A 14,664-nucleotide genomic window follows, 5' to 3' on the forward strand; every position below is an offset into this window, starting at 1 on the left:
TTGCTATGCTTATGAAATTATCAAGTAGATTTTTATCAAGTAGATTTTTACCAAGTGCTTCTAGAGGAGCAAACAGGCCACTTATCACTCACAGTAATAATCGTTTCTTCTCAACCGCTCATGTATTTAATCCTCATAGCGAAGAACATATTCAACTACAACAAAAATTATTTAAACTTGAAAACATACCTACAAAGATAACTATTTTGCCCGAGGGTACAAAACTTATTGGCTTAAATGTTACTCCGGTGAAGCCACGCTATTTAGGCACAGCGCCACTTTATACTACTGACATATTAGATGCGCTGTCTCCTAGTGAAAAAGACGAGTGGCAGGAAATGGTTAAAACGTATTATGCGCAAATGGGCAAATACGAACTATTGTGCGATGTTACATGTATTACCAGTTTATCTGAAAATGGTACTCCTATTCACTACATTGATCATAGTTTACTTGATGTAATATCTTATACCCCTATTGAGAAATTAGTTGATTTAGATACGACAGCACTAAAAATGAAGTAGTGAGGTCTGAAGACTAGCTGTTTTGGAGCTGTCTTTCTCAGTTAGTCATTCAAACCATTAGAGTTTTTGCTCCCAATGAAAAATATCTCAATCACTTACTAGTTAATTGTGGCCATGCAAGGCAAAAATTAACTAGTAGGTATTTTCTTCTAAGTTTCATTCTGGAGAGCCAATTGGAGTTGGCTGTTGCTGCATCTTTGCCTTTGCCTTTGCCTTAATATCTTCTTTATATAACTCATGATGCAATTCGAAATGCTCCGTAGCCAAAGCCATTGCATCGCAAACAAGCGGAGCCATTTTACTAGAAGGATTGACACATTGCGTTAATACTTCAGGCACAGCACGAACAAGTTCAGTAGGTGTCTGTTGTACATAACCAATATCCCAAATGTGGTGGTTAACCCAATTCAGGGCAGGCAAAACTTCATAAAAATTATGGTATCCTTGCTTATAAAAATTAACACCAGCTAATAACATACCTAAAAGTACAGTCGCTTCTGGACCCTTTACAAGATCTGACTTACCGCCCTTGCTTAAAAGACCCAATGCAGCTTGCATAACTGCCCCCGTGGTGCCAGAAACATCAAAAAAATGCGGTAGATTCAAATGATCATGAAGATGTATTGTTCTCCCAGTTTGATCACGAACGACTACACTACGGAGTTGAGGAATCGGGGGGATATTTCCACCTTTCCCGGATGAACAACACTCAAGAAAATGATTAATAGTAACAAGCTCATCATCAGATACTTGTGCACCTTCCATATATTGCTCCATTTGTAAATGAGCATACGGTGAACCTGGTGCTTTAATATAAGGGACATGATATTGCTTGAGTGCTTGCATCATATCTTGCATAAAAGCATCTAAATTGCCTATATCCTTTCCGTCTTTTTTAGCTTTTTCTATTTTGTCGAACTGGCCGCCATGCGCGTTTGCAAGCATACCCAATGGTGATAAAACAACCTCAAGAACTCGTAAAAGTTGCTGAGGAGGAACTTTACGAGCATTGTTTAGGATACGAACCAACCCACTATGATCTCCCAACACATCTTTAGAGCGACTTTCATTTACATTAGAACCGACCTGAAATAGGCTTTCAAGTGTTTTGGAATCTACTTTACTTAGATCTTTTGCAAGAATCTCCGCTATAGCATAGGCAACTTCAAGAAGAGAACCTTCTGGATTTCTTGCTACGCCTATTGCTGATCGCATCAGTAAAAAATGTTCCGGACAAATAGCATTAATTTTATCTACTGCACACTGTTTGCCATAAGTGGCTCCCATAGCATAAACGACTGCTGGGTGATGTATTTTTCCTGGAGGTAGTGGTGGTTGAACTAAAACCTCCTCTCGTTGTAAAGTAGGTGTTGGCACAATTGTTTCTAGTGTGATTGCTTTAGCAATTTCTTGTTTACTAGGTTTGGACCACTCTTCTGTAAACCTCTCCGAAGCATAAGTAGAAATACCTCGACTCTGATTTGCCTGCATCGCACGACCAACGAATGCGTGTTGTCGAACTGTAGTAACTAATTTACACACTTTAGTAAGCATTTTTATACCCCCTCATTTATATCTAGAACCGATACAACATAACTAGAATCTAAATGGCCCATTTGTACATTCTTTAACAATCCCGGAAATGAACAACATATGTCTAAAGAGATTAAATCATGTCTTCTGTATGTTATATTAACTCACTATGATTAAAATAATATTAAGTGATATTGATGAAGGCGATGGCTTTACTAGCAAGTCGGTTGACTCGTGGGACTAACACTCTTCTACAGCGTAGGATATAGTTATGAAGTTGATTAAATCCCTGAGGATATACTCCATTAAGGAGCCGCATCCCGCGAGATTTCCTAGAGGTACCTCAAAATCAATAAATGATAATGATTGAGTACCGGAGAAATGCTTACAATGCGGCAATAAGGCAAAAGATGCAGGTATGCTAGAGGTCTAATGTATTTGGGAGTGTGAAAAGCAATAAAGTAGGCCACTGGCATAGTTTAGATAGGCAAATAAAACGTAGGGGGACGATCTGAGACGGCCTATGGAAGGCGCATTGCCCACGTAACTAGGGTTGTCTGAAAACAGCATATAAGGAAGAACGTTAGTCGCTTAAAGCAACTTTTTATTTCATTACTTGTCGCCCCCCAATTATATGTTTATCATAATATTTTATCGGTGCATTTAGAAATGACTTATGCAATGCAGAACGAACCAAATAATGTATTTTACTTATAATTACAAACAACCTGACGAATATCATTTTAGTCTTGACTCAATTCACCTTGCGAGATTTGTCGCAACACAATTGAACTCCCACACAGATCTTGGTTCATTACGAGTACTAGATCTCTGCGCAGGCTGTGGAGTGATAGGGATTGAACTATCGTGGCATCTTCGAGCAATCCGGCAGATTGATTTTGTTGAGATCCAGGATATTTATACTGAGTATTTTTATCAAAACGTGGCTAACGTCAATCGACCTGAATTGGAATTTCGCTGGCATCTTTTAAATTATGATGAATTACATGAAAAAAATTGGGAAGGCAAATTTGATTTGATTATCAGCAATCCCCCCTATTTCCAACTAGGACACGGAATGCTTTCACCGTCTAAGTTTAAAAATCGTTGTAGATTTTATTTAGATAGTTCTTTTCAAAGTTATATTCGGGCGCTAGAAAATTCGCTTGCAAACAAAGGCAAAGCTTATTTTTTATTACGCCCATTAAAACATCATGGTTTTGATTTATTTTCTGATATACAAAAAATACTACAGGGAACATCAGTAACAGTAAAAAAAATATCGCATATCCGTGGTACAGATATTATTTTATTAGAAAAACTGAATTGACATTCTTTGCTAAATTAAGCGCCCCCCTTAATTAAATAGATTCGGAGATTAATTGTGAATCTGAAGTGAACGATATCGATGCAACTTTGGCGACCGTGGTTGCAGAACCTTTTTATTAGCACAAATTGGATTGTTAGATGATTAATTACCCTTTGTTAATCGCCCTCAATTTCACACGATATTCCTGGCAATCCTCTAAAAACGCATCACTTAAAAAATAATCCATTTCAATACGGCGAGCTGCTGCAATAGCATCAGCATTATCCATCCCCTCACCAGGATGGCACATGATCAGAGTATTGGTAGGAATAAGGCTCATCCATTGCCTGAACAAATCCCTATAATTAGAACCAGGATTAAAATCATAAATCCCTGAAAAACAGTCATTATGCGAGATATTGCTTTTCTTTAACGCCGAAGATAAGGCCCTACCTCCTGTTACCGCCAATATTTGCGCCTTAAATCGATACGGAGGAAGACTAATAGAAGGAAAAGTGGAACGAATAAAAGTCCCATGGGCTTGTAAACGCTGCTTATAAATTTTAAGAATCACTTGCCTTATCCCAGGAAACTGATGCATATGTTGATGCCCATCAATAAAATCCGGTAGCCCCCCCATCATGCTGATGTAATGATCTAACTGGGTATTAAACTCATTAGCGATAGATAAAGGATTAACCCAACGTAGATGACTTTTCATTAATAAAGCATTTAAACTAAAACAACGTTGATGTGGCTCTGCTAATAAAAACCCCTCAGTTAGATTAAAATGCAAGCCCGTTTGCACTTTATCTTTTACAGCACATAAATCATGTGCATGGAGATTAAAATCAGGCATATTGGCCATACAACTGACCGCAGATAAACGCTGCCTATCCGCTAATTTTAAAATCCCTACTGATACTCCAGGGTTGATTCCAAAATCATCAGCGCATAATACTATTGTTTTATAGTTACTCATTACAGGTTTCTAGTCATCAAAATAGGCAATCATATACTTAAGCGCATTACTTTTGCGATAATTTATTTTAGCGTTTGTTACTGTTATGCTTCTGTTGGCTGAACTTTAGCCACAAATAAACGCGGGCTTAAGATATTAATGCAAAGTCCACTGATAACCAGTAAACCAGAAACCAATTTCCATAACTGAAATGGTTCCCCTAGCAATAAAATGGAACTCAGCATACCCACTACGGGTACTAATAAGGTAAAGGGCACTATCATACCAACTGGATAACGGCCAAGCAGCCAATTCCATATGCCATAACCTACCCACGTTGAGGCATACACGATATAACACAAAGAACCAATTCCTGTCCAAGTTAACTGGTTGTAGCTGGCAGCAATTTGTTGTGGTCCTTCAAAGAGTAACGAGAGAAGAAGCATAGGAAAACAAGCGACAAAACTCCCCCACACAATTACAGCAACAAAATTATTGGTTTTAATTTTCTTGGTAATGAGATTACCCACTCCCCATGTCGCTGCAGCGGCCAAGATCATAATAAAACCGAGCAAAGAGACATCAGCATCAAAATGCAGGGCAACCACACCAATCCCCATAAACGCCACTAAAGCACCAACTATCTGACTAATATTGAGTTGCTCTCCCAAAAAAATCACCGCAAAAAACATACTAAAAAACACTTGAACTTGCATGATTAATGAGGCCATACCAGGAGTCATGCCTGCACTCATCCCCATAAAAACAAAAGCAAACTGTAAGGCAAACATGACTAAACCATACAAGGCAATAATCTTAAAGGGCACTCCCGCAGGAGGTTTTATAAAAAAGACAGCCGGAATGCTCGCCAAGAAAAAACGAACCGCACAAAGCAATAATGGAGACAGCTCTCCGAGTCCTAACTTGACAAAAATAAAGTTTAGTCCCCAGATAACGACTACGAGCAAGGTTAATAAAAGATGAGAAGTTGGCATTATTAATTCAATTTATTTAAAAAACGATCTTATTTTAACTGAAAAATAAAACTTTTGCTAAGAAATACAAGCCATTGTGTAAATAAAACGCAAAGAAGTGTCTATAAGAAAAATTTAATTTTGCTCTTAACCATATCACGATACAATAGAATTATTTGGAAGCTCGCAACAAGAAGAGGCACGAAGAAATACGGAACATAAGTCTAATAAGGGTAAATCATTGAAGAATCGATTATGAAAGAAATTATTCTCGCTACCAGTAATCCTGGAAAAATTAAAGAATTACAAATATTGTTAACCCCCATACACTGTATTGCCCAAAACAGCTTAGGGGTAACTGACGCCGAAGAAAACGGCTTAAGTTTTATCGAAAACGCCATTATAAAAGCGCGCCATGCCAGTTTATTAACAGGAAAGCCCGCCTTAGCCGATGATTCGGGGTTAGTTGTTCCTGCACTTAATGGCGAGCCAGGCATTTATTCCGCGCGTTACGCTGGCATCAAGGCTAATGACAAAAACAATATCTCTTTATTATTAAGAAATATGGCTCATTTACCTTCTGAGCGGCGCCAGGCATTTTTCTATTGCGCCATTGCCTTGGTACAACACGCCAAAGACCCAACTCCATTCATTGCTACAGGCCAATTTGATGGCAGTATTACCACGAGCCCATCAGGGGAGGAAGGGTTCGGCTATGATCCCATATTTTATGTTGCTGAATACCAATGCACGGCAGCTCAATTACCTGCTACTATAAAAAATACCATTAGTCATCGCGCAAAAGCGTTACATCAATTGCGCAACCTTATACCGAACTTATAATGAATAATGAATTAGAAACCCTTTTTGCTCAAGCGTATCAATTACAGTATGAGGGCCAATTTCATCAGGCAATTAGTCTGTATGAAAGCATTCTAAAAAAGAGGCCTAATCACCCAGATGCCTTACATTTTCTGGGGTTAACCTATGCACAACTGGGCAACATTGATACGTCAATTCAATACTTATTACAAGCTCAAGCAGTGCAGCCGCAGGATGCCACCTTACTGAATAATCTGGCCAATGCCTACAAAAAAAAGCATCTATATGAAGAAGCCATTCGATATTACCAGCAGGCCATTACCCTAAATCCACAATATGCACAGGCACATAATAATTTAGCCACCATTTATGCTTTGCAAAATAACTACCAACAAGCATTGGCTCATTATGTTAAAGCAGTGAATGCAGAACCTGATTTTAGTGCTGCTCATTTTAATCTCGGCTTGCTTTTACTGCGCCATAACCAATTAGCAGCTGCCAAAACACAATTTAATAATGTCATCACCTTAAATCCTGAACATACAGAAGCCCAATTCTATTTAGGCGTTTTAAATCTGGAGGACAATTTACTTGATGAAGCAGAACAATGCTTTCACAAGGTCTTAGAACATGACAGCGAACAGATAGAAGCATTGACCAACCTAGGGGTCATCGCCCTAAAAAGAGAACAAAACCAACAGGCCGTAGACTATTTCAGCAAAGCATTGGCTTTGGATAATGAACACATCGATGCCCGCAATAATTTAGCTGCTACATTTATGCACCACGATCGTTTTGAAAATGCGTTAATGCATTATGATGTGTTACTTAATAAAGACCCTAATAATATAGAGTATCTCTACAATTCGGGTGTTGCGCAAATGGCTTTAGGCCATTTAAACGAAGCCATTATTATGTTTGAACGACTCCTTAAAATACAAAAAGATCATTGTCCTTCTCTAAACAACATGGCCGCTATTTATTTAAAAATGGATCAACGAGAAACCGCGCGCGAGTATTTAAAACAGGCCCTGGCGATTAACCCCCAAGACACCATTAGCAGTCATATGCTTCATGCAATTAGTGGTGCAGAAGGCTCTACTACTCCTGAATACGCCCAAAATTTATTTAATAACTATGCTCTCTATTACGATCAACATATGAGAGATCAATTAAACTATTCCATTCCACAACATGTTGCTCGCTTGATTCATAAACTAGAACTACTGCAAGTTAATAGAACTCTGGACTTAGGATGTGGTACCGGCTTAACAGGAGTGGTGCTACGCGAAATAAGTAAGCATTTAACCGGCGTCGATATAGCCGAAAAAATGCTGACTCATGCCAAAGAAAAAGGAATATATGATGTTTTAGTTCAAGCAGAATTAACTGAATTTTTTAAACAAAATAAAGAACACTTTGATTTAGTTGTTGCAGCCGATGTTTTGCCTTACTTTAGTGATCTTAGCGAGTTATTCACCTCTATTTATAATCACCTAAATAATGAAGGATATTTTATTTTTACTACCGAGATCAGCAAGAAATCCCCTTGGTTTCTTGAATCAAGTGCTCGTTTCAGCCATCATCCGGACTACATCAACGATTTGGCAGAGCACAATCAACTCCAAATCGTCTTACAGGAAAAGGTACCCGCCCGCTTGCAAAACCAACAACCATTGGAAGTCATGCTTTATGCCTGTAAGAAATCAACATATTGAATTATTTTGATTTGATGTATCGTCAACTTTTTCCCTAGCAAAATAGCGAGCAACTGTAAAAAGTAATGGGGTTGTTCTTTACCCATTTTATCCGTATTTAACCCGGGTGAATTTCTTATAAACAATAAGTGATTATATTTAAGCGAAAGCCGGTATCCATTTGAGTTTAAAAGATTTATGGATGCCGACTTTCGTTGTCAACAACTCGACTTACGACAAAAGCTTAATGACAAGTACAGCTAGCAGATTGACTACCATCTTTACACATTTGATAGCCAGTAGACTTATTACATTGAGCTACGCCACCATGACGTGAGCAGCAGCCTTTAGCACTAGTGCCACTATTAGTTGGTGTAGTAGTACTTTTATTTTTAGTAGTACTGGCTGGTGTAGTGCTATTATTTGTATTTGATTTGTCACTACTCCACCAGTGTTTCTTAGGTTTGGTTGTAGTAGTCGGAGTAGTTGTAGGAGTCTTCTTGGTAGAGGATGCAGGTACCTGTTTGGTAGTGGTTTGTTTTGTAGTAGTTGGTTTAGTCGTCTTTTCTTTCTTACACTTACATGTCGGAGACGCAGTGCCGTCTTTGCACATCTGAACCCCTGTCGATTTGTTACAAGAGGCAACCCCGCCATGCCCGGCACAACACGCAGCATAAGCACCTGCCAATGGACTACTTAATAAGAAAAGTGCTATAAGAAATTGCTTGGTATATCCCCATCCAGAAGTCATATTAGTATTTTTCATTTGGAGCTCCATATCCTTAGTTGACATTATTTATTATAGACCAAGTTAAAAATTCCAGTATTAAGAGTTAATTACAATATTCTGAATCCCCTTTTTGTAAGATTATCCACTAATCTTCAGGTTTATTTTCTATTTTAGTGTCTATCGATTGAGCACTAGGACGAGAAGATTTTTTTTTATTTTTTTCTTTTAATCGTGCTACTTCATAAATTGTTACGGGTGCCTGAATTCCTTTTAACTTCACCCGTAAATGACCATTAATTTCAATATCCTTCTCAACTTCGTTATAGGTTGATTCCGAAATTAATATCTGTCCACCTAGAGTGAAATCTTGAATTCGTGCTGATAAATTAACAGAGGAACCAATAGCGCTATATTGCATTCTTTTCTTAGATCCTATATTACCAACAACAGCAACCCCCGTATTGATTCCTACTCCCATTTCCAAGCAGGGTAAGTTTTTCTTTTCATTAGCACGATTGAGTTTAGCCAGTTCATCTTGCATTTCCAATGCGCAAGATATAGCCTGTAGTGATTCTTTCTTTCGTGAAACGGTGGCTCCGAAATTTATCATAATGGCGTCACCAATAAATGCATCAACAATACCATGGTGTTTTTCAATAACAGGAACCATCTTCGAAAAATAAGCATTCAAAAGGTCAACTAGTTTTTCGGCCGAAATTGTCTCTGATAAAGGGGTAAAATTTCTTAAATCACAGAACATAACCGTTATTTTATTTTCATGTCCGCCTAATTTTTGATGCTCAGGTGACGCCAGAAGTGTATTAATAATTTCATCTGGCATATAAAAACTGAATACTTTACGAATCAGTTTATTGCGCATCTCGAGTTGACTTTTTATTTTTTGCAGCAATAGATTAGACTTTCGTAAGCTAAGCTCATCTTTGGCTATATTTGATAAAGTCAACAGCAGTTCCATTTGTTTGGGATCGAGCTTTTTAGGAGTGATATCGGCTAAACAAAATGTTCCCACATTATATCCGTCAGGATCAGTTAAGGGCACACCAGCATAAAACCTGATATTCGGATCATTCCTCACTAAAGGACTATTATAAAATCGCTCATCAAGATGAGTATCGTTAATAATTAATGGTTCATTTTTCTTTATTGTTTCATTACAAAAGGCAATGCTTCTTGGCGTTTGACTCTGTTCTAATCCATGACGTGACTTAAACCATTGTCTCTCTTTATCTAGAAAAGCGATATAACAAATTGGCATATTAAATAAATTGATAGCCATATGCACAAGGCGATCATAACTTTCCTCTGGAAGAGTATCCATAATATGCAGCTCTTGCAGCGCATCAAGTCTTTTTTGCTCAGATTGCTGAGGAGGAATTTTCCGTTTGGAACGACCTGGCATACTACCTCCCCTTTGCTTTGAACGAATAAAATGGGTTTATTTCATACCTAAAAGTCCTTTTATCTTGGCGAGCATTCCCACTGCTTCTTCTTCAAGCTCTTGAAGATTACCTACGCCAAGTTGGCTAAGACTTTCTATTTTTTGAATCCAGCCTAATTCCTCTTCATTAAGTTCCACTCCAATTTTATTTAATGCTTCCTGAGGATTGGCCTTTAATTCATTAAAAAAATTAGGATCATTCTTAATGTTTTCAATTACAGTCATAATTTTAGGGCTTTGACTCGTTAATGTATTAAGATCCATTTTTATTGCTCCTTTTCTTCTGTTTCATTTCCATAAAACACGCGTTTCCTCTCCCAGATGTTACTGCGGGACGTGTAGCTCGTCGTCATCAGGGATCCAACGCTACATTCCCGTATTACGCGACGTTAATAGGGGCTACGGATAAAAGATTAAGTTGACGCCATTAAGTGTATGGTTACACTACAGTTAAATATAGCACATTAATTAGACAAGATGCTTTTTATTGGAAGGCCTGATGTAAGCCGCAGTTGAACGCCCCCTCGCTCCTTGCGCAAGAGGGCTTCAAACGCTTAAAAGCAGTTAAAAAGGAAGAACTAATTGGTTATTCACTAGATGTATCTGCTTTTTAAATAAATGCTGAATTTGCTTCAAATGATCCCTATCAGTTGCCTCAAATCGAGCCACAAGGCAGGGGGTAGTATTAGAAGCTCGTAATAGCCCCCAACCATTGGCAAACTCAACGCGCAAACCATCAATGGGGATGATGCGCGCATCAGAAAATTGTGCTTCTTCACTAAAACGCTTCATGAAGGCAAATTTTTCTTCTTCTGCTATAGCGATTTTTAATTCGGGAGTATTAATACTGTTAGGTATCGTTGCAAATTGTTCGCTAACACTGAGCGAAGAGGAACTAATAACCTCTAATAAACGACAAGCACTGTATAAAGCATCATCAAATCCATACCATCGATCTTTAAAAAACAAATGCCCGCTCATTTCACCGGCTAAAGCGGCTTGTTCCTTTTTCATTACTGATTTTACTATGGAGTGCCCCGTTGGACACATTTTAGCAACACCACCAGCCTCAGTAATAACCTGCTCTAAATGAGAAGAACATTTGACATCAAATACTATAGTAGCACCAGGAAGACGACTTAAAACCTCTCGAGCATAAAGCATCATCAGACGATCAGGCCAAATCATCTCACCCATATTAGTAATTAGTCCGAGTCTATCGGCATCGCCATCAAAAGCTAAACCTATATCTGCTTGATGCTCTTTGACTGATTTTTTTAAGTCAACTAGATTCGCTTCTACAGTAGGATCAGGATGATGATTAGGAAAACGTCCATCAACATCACAATACAATGGAATAACGTCACACCCTAATGCAGAGATCACTTGCGGTATTACTGGACCCGCAATTCCGTTGCCACAATCAACAACCACTTTTAATGGGCGTTTTAATTTGATATCACTAATAATGCGTTGTTGATAATCAGGAATTACATCTAAAGAAGTTTCTTTGCCATGACCTAGAACCCGTTTTCCTTCAGTCATCAAATCATAAAGAACATCGATATCTTCTTGTACTAAGGTTTTTCCAGCTAAAACCATTTTTATGCCATTATAATCAGCCGGATTATGACTGCCGGTAACCATTAAGCCACAGTCTATATCTTGCGTATTCGTTGCGTAGTACATGACCGGAGTCGCAACGGCGCCAAGATCCACTACATCAATACCACTATCGAGTAACCCCTTTTTTAAAGCCAAACTCAAAGCAAGACTAGTTAAACGCCCATCTCTTGCCACAAAAACTTGGCTGCGATCTAATTGCTGTAAGTAACATGCTAAAGCTAAACCTAAAGTATAGAATGAATGCTCATCTAAATCCTGGTCTATTCGTCCGCGAATATCATAAGCTCTAAAAACTGATCGTTTAATTTGTCTTTGTTCATAAATCATTTAGTGCCTCCCAGAACTACCAAATCCACCGTCTCCTCTGGAACTCTCAGAAAAGGAATCGACTATTTCAAATGAGGCTTGCACCACAGGAACAAAAACCAATTGTGCAATTCGTTCACCGGGATTCACGGTAAAATGCTCCTGACTCCTATTCCAACAAGAAATTTTTAATTCACCTTGATAATCGGAATCAATTAGGCCAACCAGATTCCCCAAAACAATACCATTTTTATGGCCTAAACCAGAACGAGGCAAAATCACCGCGGCTAAATTAGGATCCGCAATGTAAATTGAAAGGCCTGTCGGCAATAGAACAGTCTCCTGTGGCCCTATTTGCATCGCTTCATTGATACATACGCGCAAATCTAATCCAGCAGAGCCCCCTGTCGCATAAGTGGGAAGAGGAATAGTATCCCCTATTCTTGAATCTAAAATTTTTAATTGGATAGCCTTTAACATAATAATTCCTGATGACTTTAATGCGCCCCATTTTGCAGAGTTGCGGCAAGGATTGCAATAATTTGCCCTGCTAGGCGTGTTTTATGGGTTAAGGTCAATTCGATTTGCTTATTTTTTGTAATTACAGTGACCTGGTTGAGGTCACTCTCAAAACCAACTCCCTTACCAACCTGATTGGCTACTATCATATCCAATTTCTTATCGTGCAGCTTTTCTTTAGCATAGGCTACTAAGTCTGTAGTTTCAGCAGCAAATCCCACCACAAAAGAAGCATGACCACTAGCAGCGACCGTGCTAAGAACATCCACATTTCTCACCAACTCTAAAGTTAGCGAAGCATGATCCTTTTTCTTCATTTTCTCTGTAGCTGGAGATTTAACTCGATAATCAGCAACCGCAGCAGTACCTATAAATATAGAGTCTTTTTGCATGTGTTTCACTACTTCATCTAACATAGATTGTGCTGATTCAACTTTAATAAGCTCGATTCCTGCAGAAACATTTAATGTCGAAGGACCACTGATGAGGGTCACTTGAGCTCCCGCCATAGCAGCAGCCTCAGCTAAGGCATAGCCCATTTTACCGGAACTGTAATTAGTTAGATAACGGACAGGATCTATTGACTCACGAGTAGGGCCCGCAGTAATAACTATTTTTTTCCCAGGAAGAAGTTGATAGACATCGTGTAATCGCAAAGCAGTAATAATTTGTTCTGCTTCACTAACTCGCCCCACCCCTTCTTCACCACATGCTTGAGACCCCTCCTCGGGACCAATAAACACCCCACCCCGTTCACGCAAAAGTGAGCAATTTGCCTTGGTAGCAGGATGGGCCCACATACTTCTATTCATAGCGGGACAAATAAACACCGGAATTTCTGCCACTAGATACAAGGTAGAAAGCAAATCATCAGCTATACCTTGTGCCATTTTAGCCAAAAAATTAGCAGAGGCGGGGGCAATGAGTAAATAGTCAGCCCAACGTGCTAGCTCAATATGCCCCATAGCTCGTTCAGCCTGTGTATCAAATAAATCAGTGCGAACTTCATTACCTGATAAAGCTTGCATTAATAAAGGACTAATAAATTGCTGCGCTGATTTAGTCATCACAACCCGCACCTCGGCACCAAGCCGCGTTAATTCTCTCACCAGATAGGCAGACTTATAAGCAGCAACACCCCCACACACTCCTAGAAGAATTTTTTTATTAATAAAATCTTGCATGACTGACCATTTTTGATAAGAATAGCCTCGATCAAAGCACAAACTTCGCAATAAAGGAATATAAGGAATACAAAATGACGGTTGTCCAATCAACGCGGCAGTTAGACCTGCGTGAAAAATTACTGACTCATGGCACAAAAAGCCTCTCCGATACAGAGTTGCTGGCCATATTTATTAGTTCTGGTAGTGGAAAAAAATCATGCCTGCAATTAGCTGCGGAACTCATGAAACATTTAGGTGATTTACGAGCTGTATTGAATGCAGAACGCCAAAACTTCAAAAAAATACGTGGCTTAGGAGATGTTCGTTATGTGCAACTTCAGGCAGTAAAAGAAATGTGTCGACGTAGCGACTTTATTTACTTACAAAAAGAAACCCAAATAACCAACAGCAAACAAACTTATGCCTATTTAAAAAAAAGAATGCGTGATTATAAAAATGAAACTTTTGCCGCTTTATTTCTTGATAATCAACAACGCGTTATCGCCTATGAAGAGTTATTTTCTGGTACTATTAATTCAGCTACTGTTCATCCCAGACCTATTATCGAGCGAGTTCTACAACTCAATGCGGCGGCTTTAATTCTTGCCCATAACCATCCATCTGGAATTTCTGATGCCAGTCAGCAAGATATAGCGGCTACTGAACGTCTCAAAGACGCCCTAGAATTAGTCGATGTACGTTTACTTGACCATCTCATCATTGGCGATAATGAAGTGTATTCCATTATTGCAGAGAGCAAATCAGAATGTCATTAGGAATAGAAAACATGCGCCAACTCTTTTTCACTGACTTCATCCGCAACCGCACCACTCAACTAGGTCTTGCGGTTAGTTTACTCGGCGATCTCAGTTTGTCGAAATCTATAAAACATGCCCTTATTCTATTCGGGCTACCCTATTTAACCTCTATCATGCTGGCTTATCACTTTAAGCCAGCAAAATACAAAGTTAAAGTACGTATTAGTGAGCAATACAGAAATAAATAAATCTCTTGTATAATCAGTGTGATAAAAATCTT

15 protein-coding genes are annotated in these 14,664 nt (G+C 38.8%); 6 read left to right on the forward strand and 9 right to left on the reverse strand.

Features of this window, described 5'->3' with window-relative positions; all coding sequences use genetic code 11:
- The first annotated feature begins 11 nt into the window (after positions 1-11).
- Positions 12-524, forward strand: coding sequence for a hypothetical protein (locus tag LFA_RS15275; RefSeq protein WP_157010390.1), 513 nt, complete (start codon positions 12-14; stop codon positions 522-524).
- A 156-nt stretch (positions 525-680) separates the two neighbouring features.
- Here the strand turns inward: LFA_RS15275 and LFA_RS15280 are convergent, their stop codons facing one another.
- Entirely contained in the window at positions 681-2,078 is a 1,398-nt protein-coding gene (locus LFA_RS15280; RefSeq protein ID WP_052674002.1) for a hypothetical protein, read from the reverse strand.
- A 655-nt stretch (positions 2,079-2,733) separates the two neighbouring features.
- Between LFA_RS15280 and LFA_RS15285 the strand changes: the two genes are divergently transcribed.
- On the forward strand, positions 2,734-3,387 hold the full coding sequence (locus tag LFA_RS15285) for a methyltransferase (RefSeq protein WP_231865863.1): 654 nt from the start codon (positions 2,734-2,736) through the stop codon (positions 3,385-3,387).
- A 145-nt stretch (positions 3,388-3,532) separates the two neighbouring features.
- Here LFA_RS15285 and LFA_RS15290 read toward each other — a convergent pair whose 3' ends face one another.
- Together LFA_RS15290 and LFA_RS15295 are read right to left on the reverse strand one after the other, a co-directional pair.
- Positions 3,533-4,348, reverse strand: coding sequence for a ChbG/HpnK family deacetylase (locus tag LFA_RS15290; RefSeq protein ID WP_045096938.1), 816 nt, complete (start codon positions 4,346-4,348; stop codon positions 3,533-3,535).
- Between the two features lie 83 nt (positions 4,349-4,431).
- Entirely contained in the window at positions 4,432-5,322 is an 891-nt protein-coding gene (locus LFA_RS15295) for an EamA family transporter (protein ID WP_045096939.1), read from the reverse strand.
- 234 nt (positions 5,323-5,556) lie between these two features.
- Between LFA_RS15295 and rdgB the strand changes: the two genes are divergently transcribed.
- Both rdgB and LFA_RS15305 read left to right on the forward strand, forming a co-directional pair.
- On the forward strand, positions 5,557-6,144 hold the full coding sequence (rdgB, locus tag LFA_RS15300) for an RdgB/HAM1 family non-canonical purine NTP pyrophosphatase (protein WP_045096940.1): 588 nt from the start codon (positions 5,557-5,559) through the stop codon (positions 6,142-6,144).
- Entirely contained in the window at positions 6,144-7,841 is a 1,698-nt protein-coding gene (locus LFA_RS15305) for a tetratricopeptide repeat protein (protein WP_045096941.1), read from the forward strand. The genes rdgB and LFA_RS15305 overlap by 1 nt, the downstream gene beginning before the upstream one ends.
- 223 nt (positions 7,842-8,064) lie before the next feature.
- Here the strand turns inward: LFA_RS15305 and LFA_RS15310 are convergent, their stop codons facing one another.
- From LFA_RS15310 to coaBC, 6 genes are all read right to left on the reverse strand, one after another.
- Complete coding sequence (locus tag LFA_RS15310; RefSeq protein ID WP_045096942.1) at positions 8,065-8,586, reverse strand: hypothetical protein; 522 nt, start codon at positions 8,584-8,586, stop codon at positions 8,065-8,067.
- A gap of 109 nt (positions 8,587-8,695) precedes the next feature.
- Entirely contained in the window at positions 8,696-9,970 is a 1,275-nt protein-coding gene (locus LFA_RS15315; RefSeq protein WP_084602211.1) for an adenylate/guanylate cyclase domain-containing protein, read from the reverse strand.
- A gap of 36 nt (positions 9,971-10,006) precedes the next feature.
- Positions 10,007-10,273: a hypothetical protein gene (locus LFA_RS15320; protein ID WP_045096943.1), complete on the reverse strand. Its 267-nt coding sequence runs from the start codon at positions 10,271-10,273 to the stop codon at positions 10,007-10,009.
- Positions 10,274-10,573: 300 nt separating this feature from the next.
- The gene (locus tag LFA_RS15325; RefSeq protein ID WP_045096944.1) at positions 10,574-11,962 is read right to left on the reverse strand and encodes a phosphomannomutase/phosphoglucomutase; all 1,389 of its coding nucleotides are present in this window, start codon (positions 11,960-11,962) and stop codon (positions 10,574-10,576) included.
- Positions 11,963-12,421, reverse strand: a complete 459-nt coding sequence (gene dut / locus LFA_RS15330; RefSeq protein WP_045096945.1) for a dUTP diphosphatase — start codon at positions 12,419-12,421, stop codon at positions 11,963-11,965.
- A gap of 17 nt (positions 12,422-12,438) precedes the next feature.
- Positions 12,439-13,644 carry a bifunctional phosphopantothenoylcysteine decarboxylase/phosphopantothenate--cysteine ligase CoaBC gene (gene coaBC, locus LFA_RS15335; protein WP_045096946.1) on the reverse strand — a complete coding sequence of 402 codons (1,206 nt, stop codon included), beginning with the start codon at positions 13,642-13,644 and terminating at the stop codon, positions 12,439-12,441.
- A 74-nt stretch (positions 13,645-13,718) separates the two neighbouring features.
- Here coaBC and radC point away from each other — a divergent pair, with 74 nt between their 5' ends.
- Both radC and LFA_RS15345 read left to right on the forward strand, forming a co-directional pair.
- The gene (gene radC, locus LFA_RS15340; RefSeq protein ID WP_045096947.1) at positions 13,719-14,402 is read left to right on the forward strand and encodes a RadC family protein; all 684 of its coding nucleotides are present in this window, start codon (positions 13,719-13,721) and stop codon (positions 14,400-14,402) included.
- Positions 14,403-14,413: 11 nt separating this feature from the next.
- The gene (locus LFA_RS15345; RefSeq protein ID WP_045097678.1) at positions 14,414-14,632 is read left to right on the forward strand and encodes a hypothetical protein; all 219 of its coding nucleotides are present in this window, start codon (positions 14,414-14,416) and stop codon (positions 14,630-14,632) included.
- The last annotated feature ends 32 nt before the right edge of the window (positions 14,633-14,664 follow it).

The organism is Legionella fallonii LLAP-10, from assembly GCF_000953135.1.
GTDB lineage: Bacteria > Pseudomonadota > Gammaproteobacteria > Legionellales > Legionellaceae > Legionella > Legionella fallonii.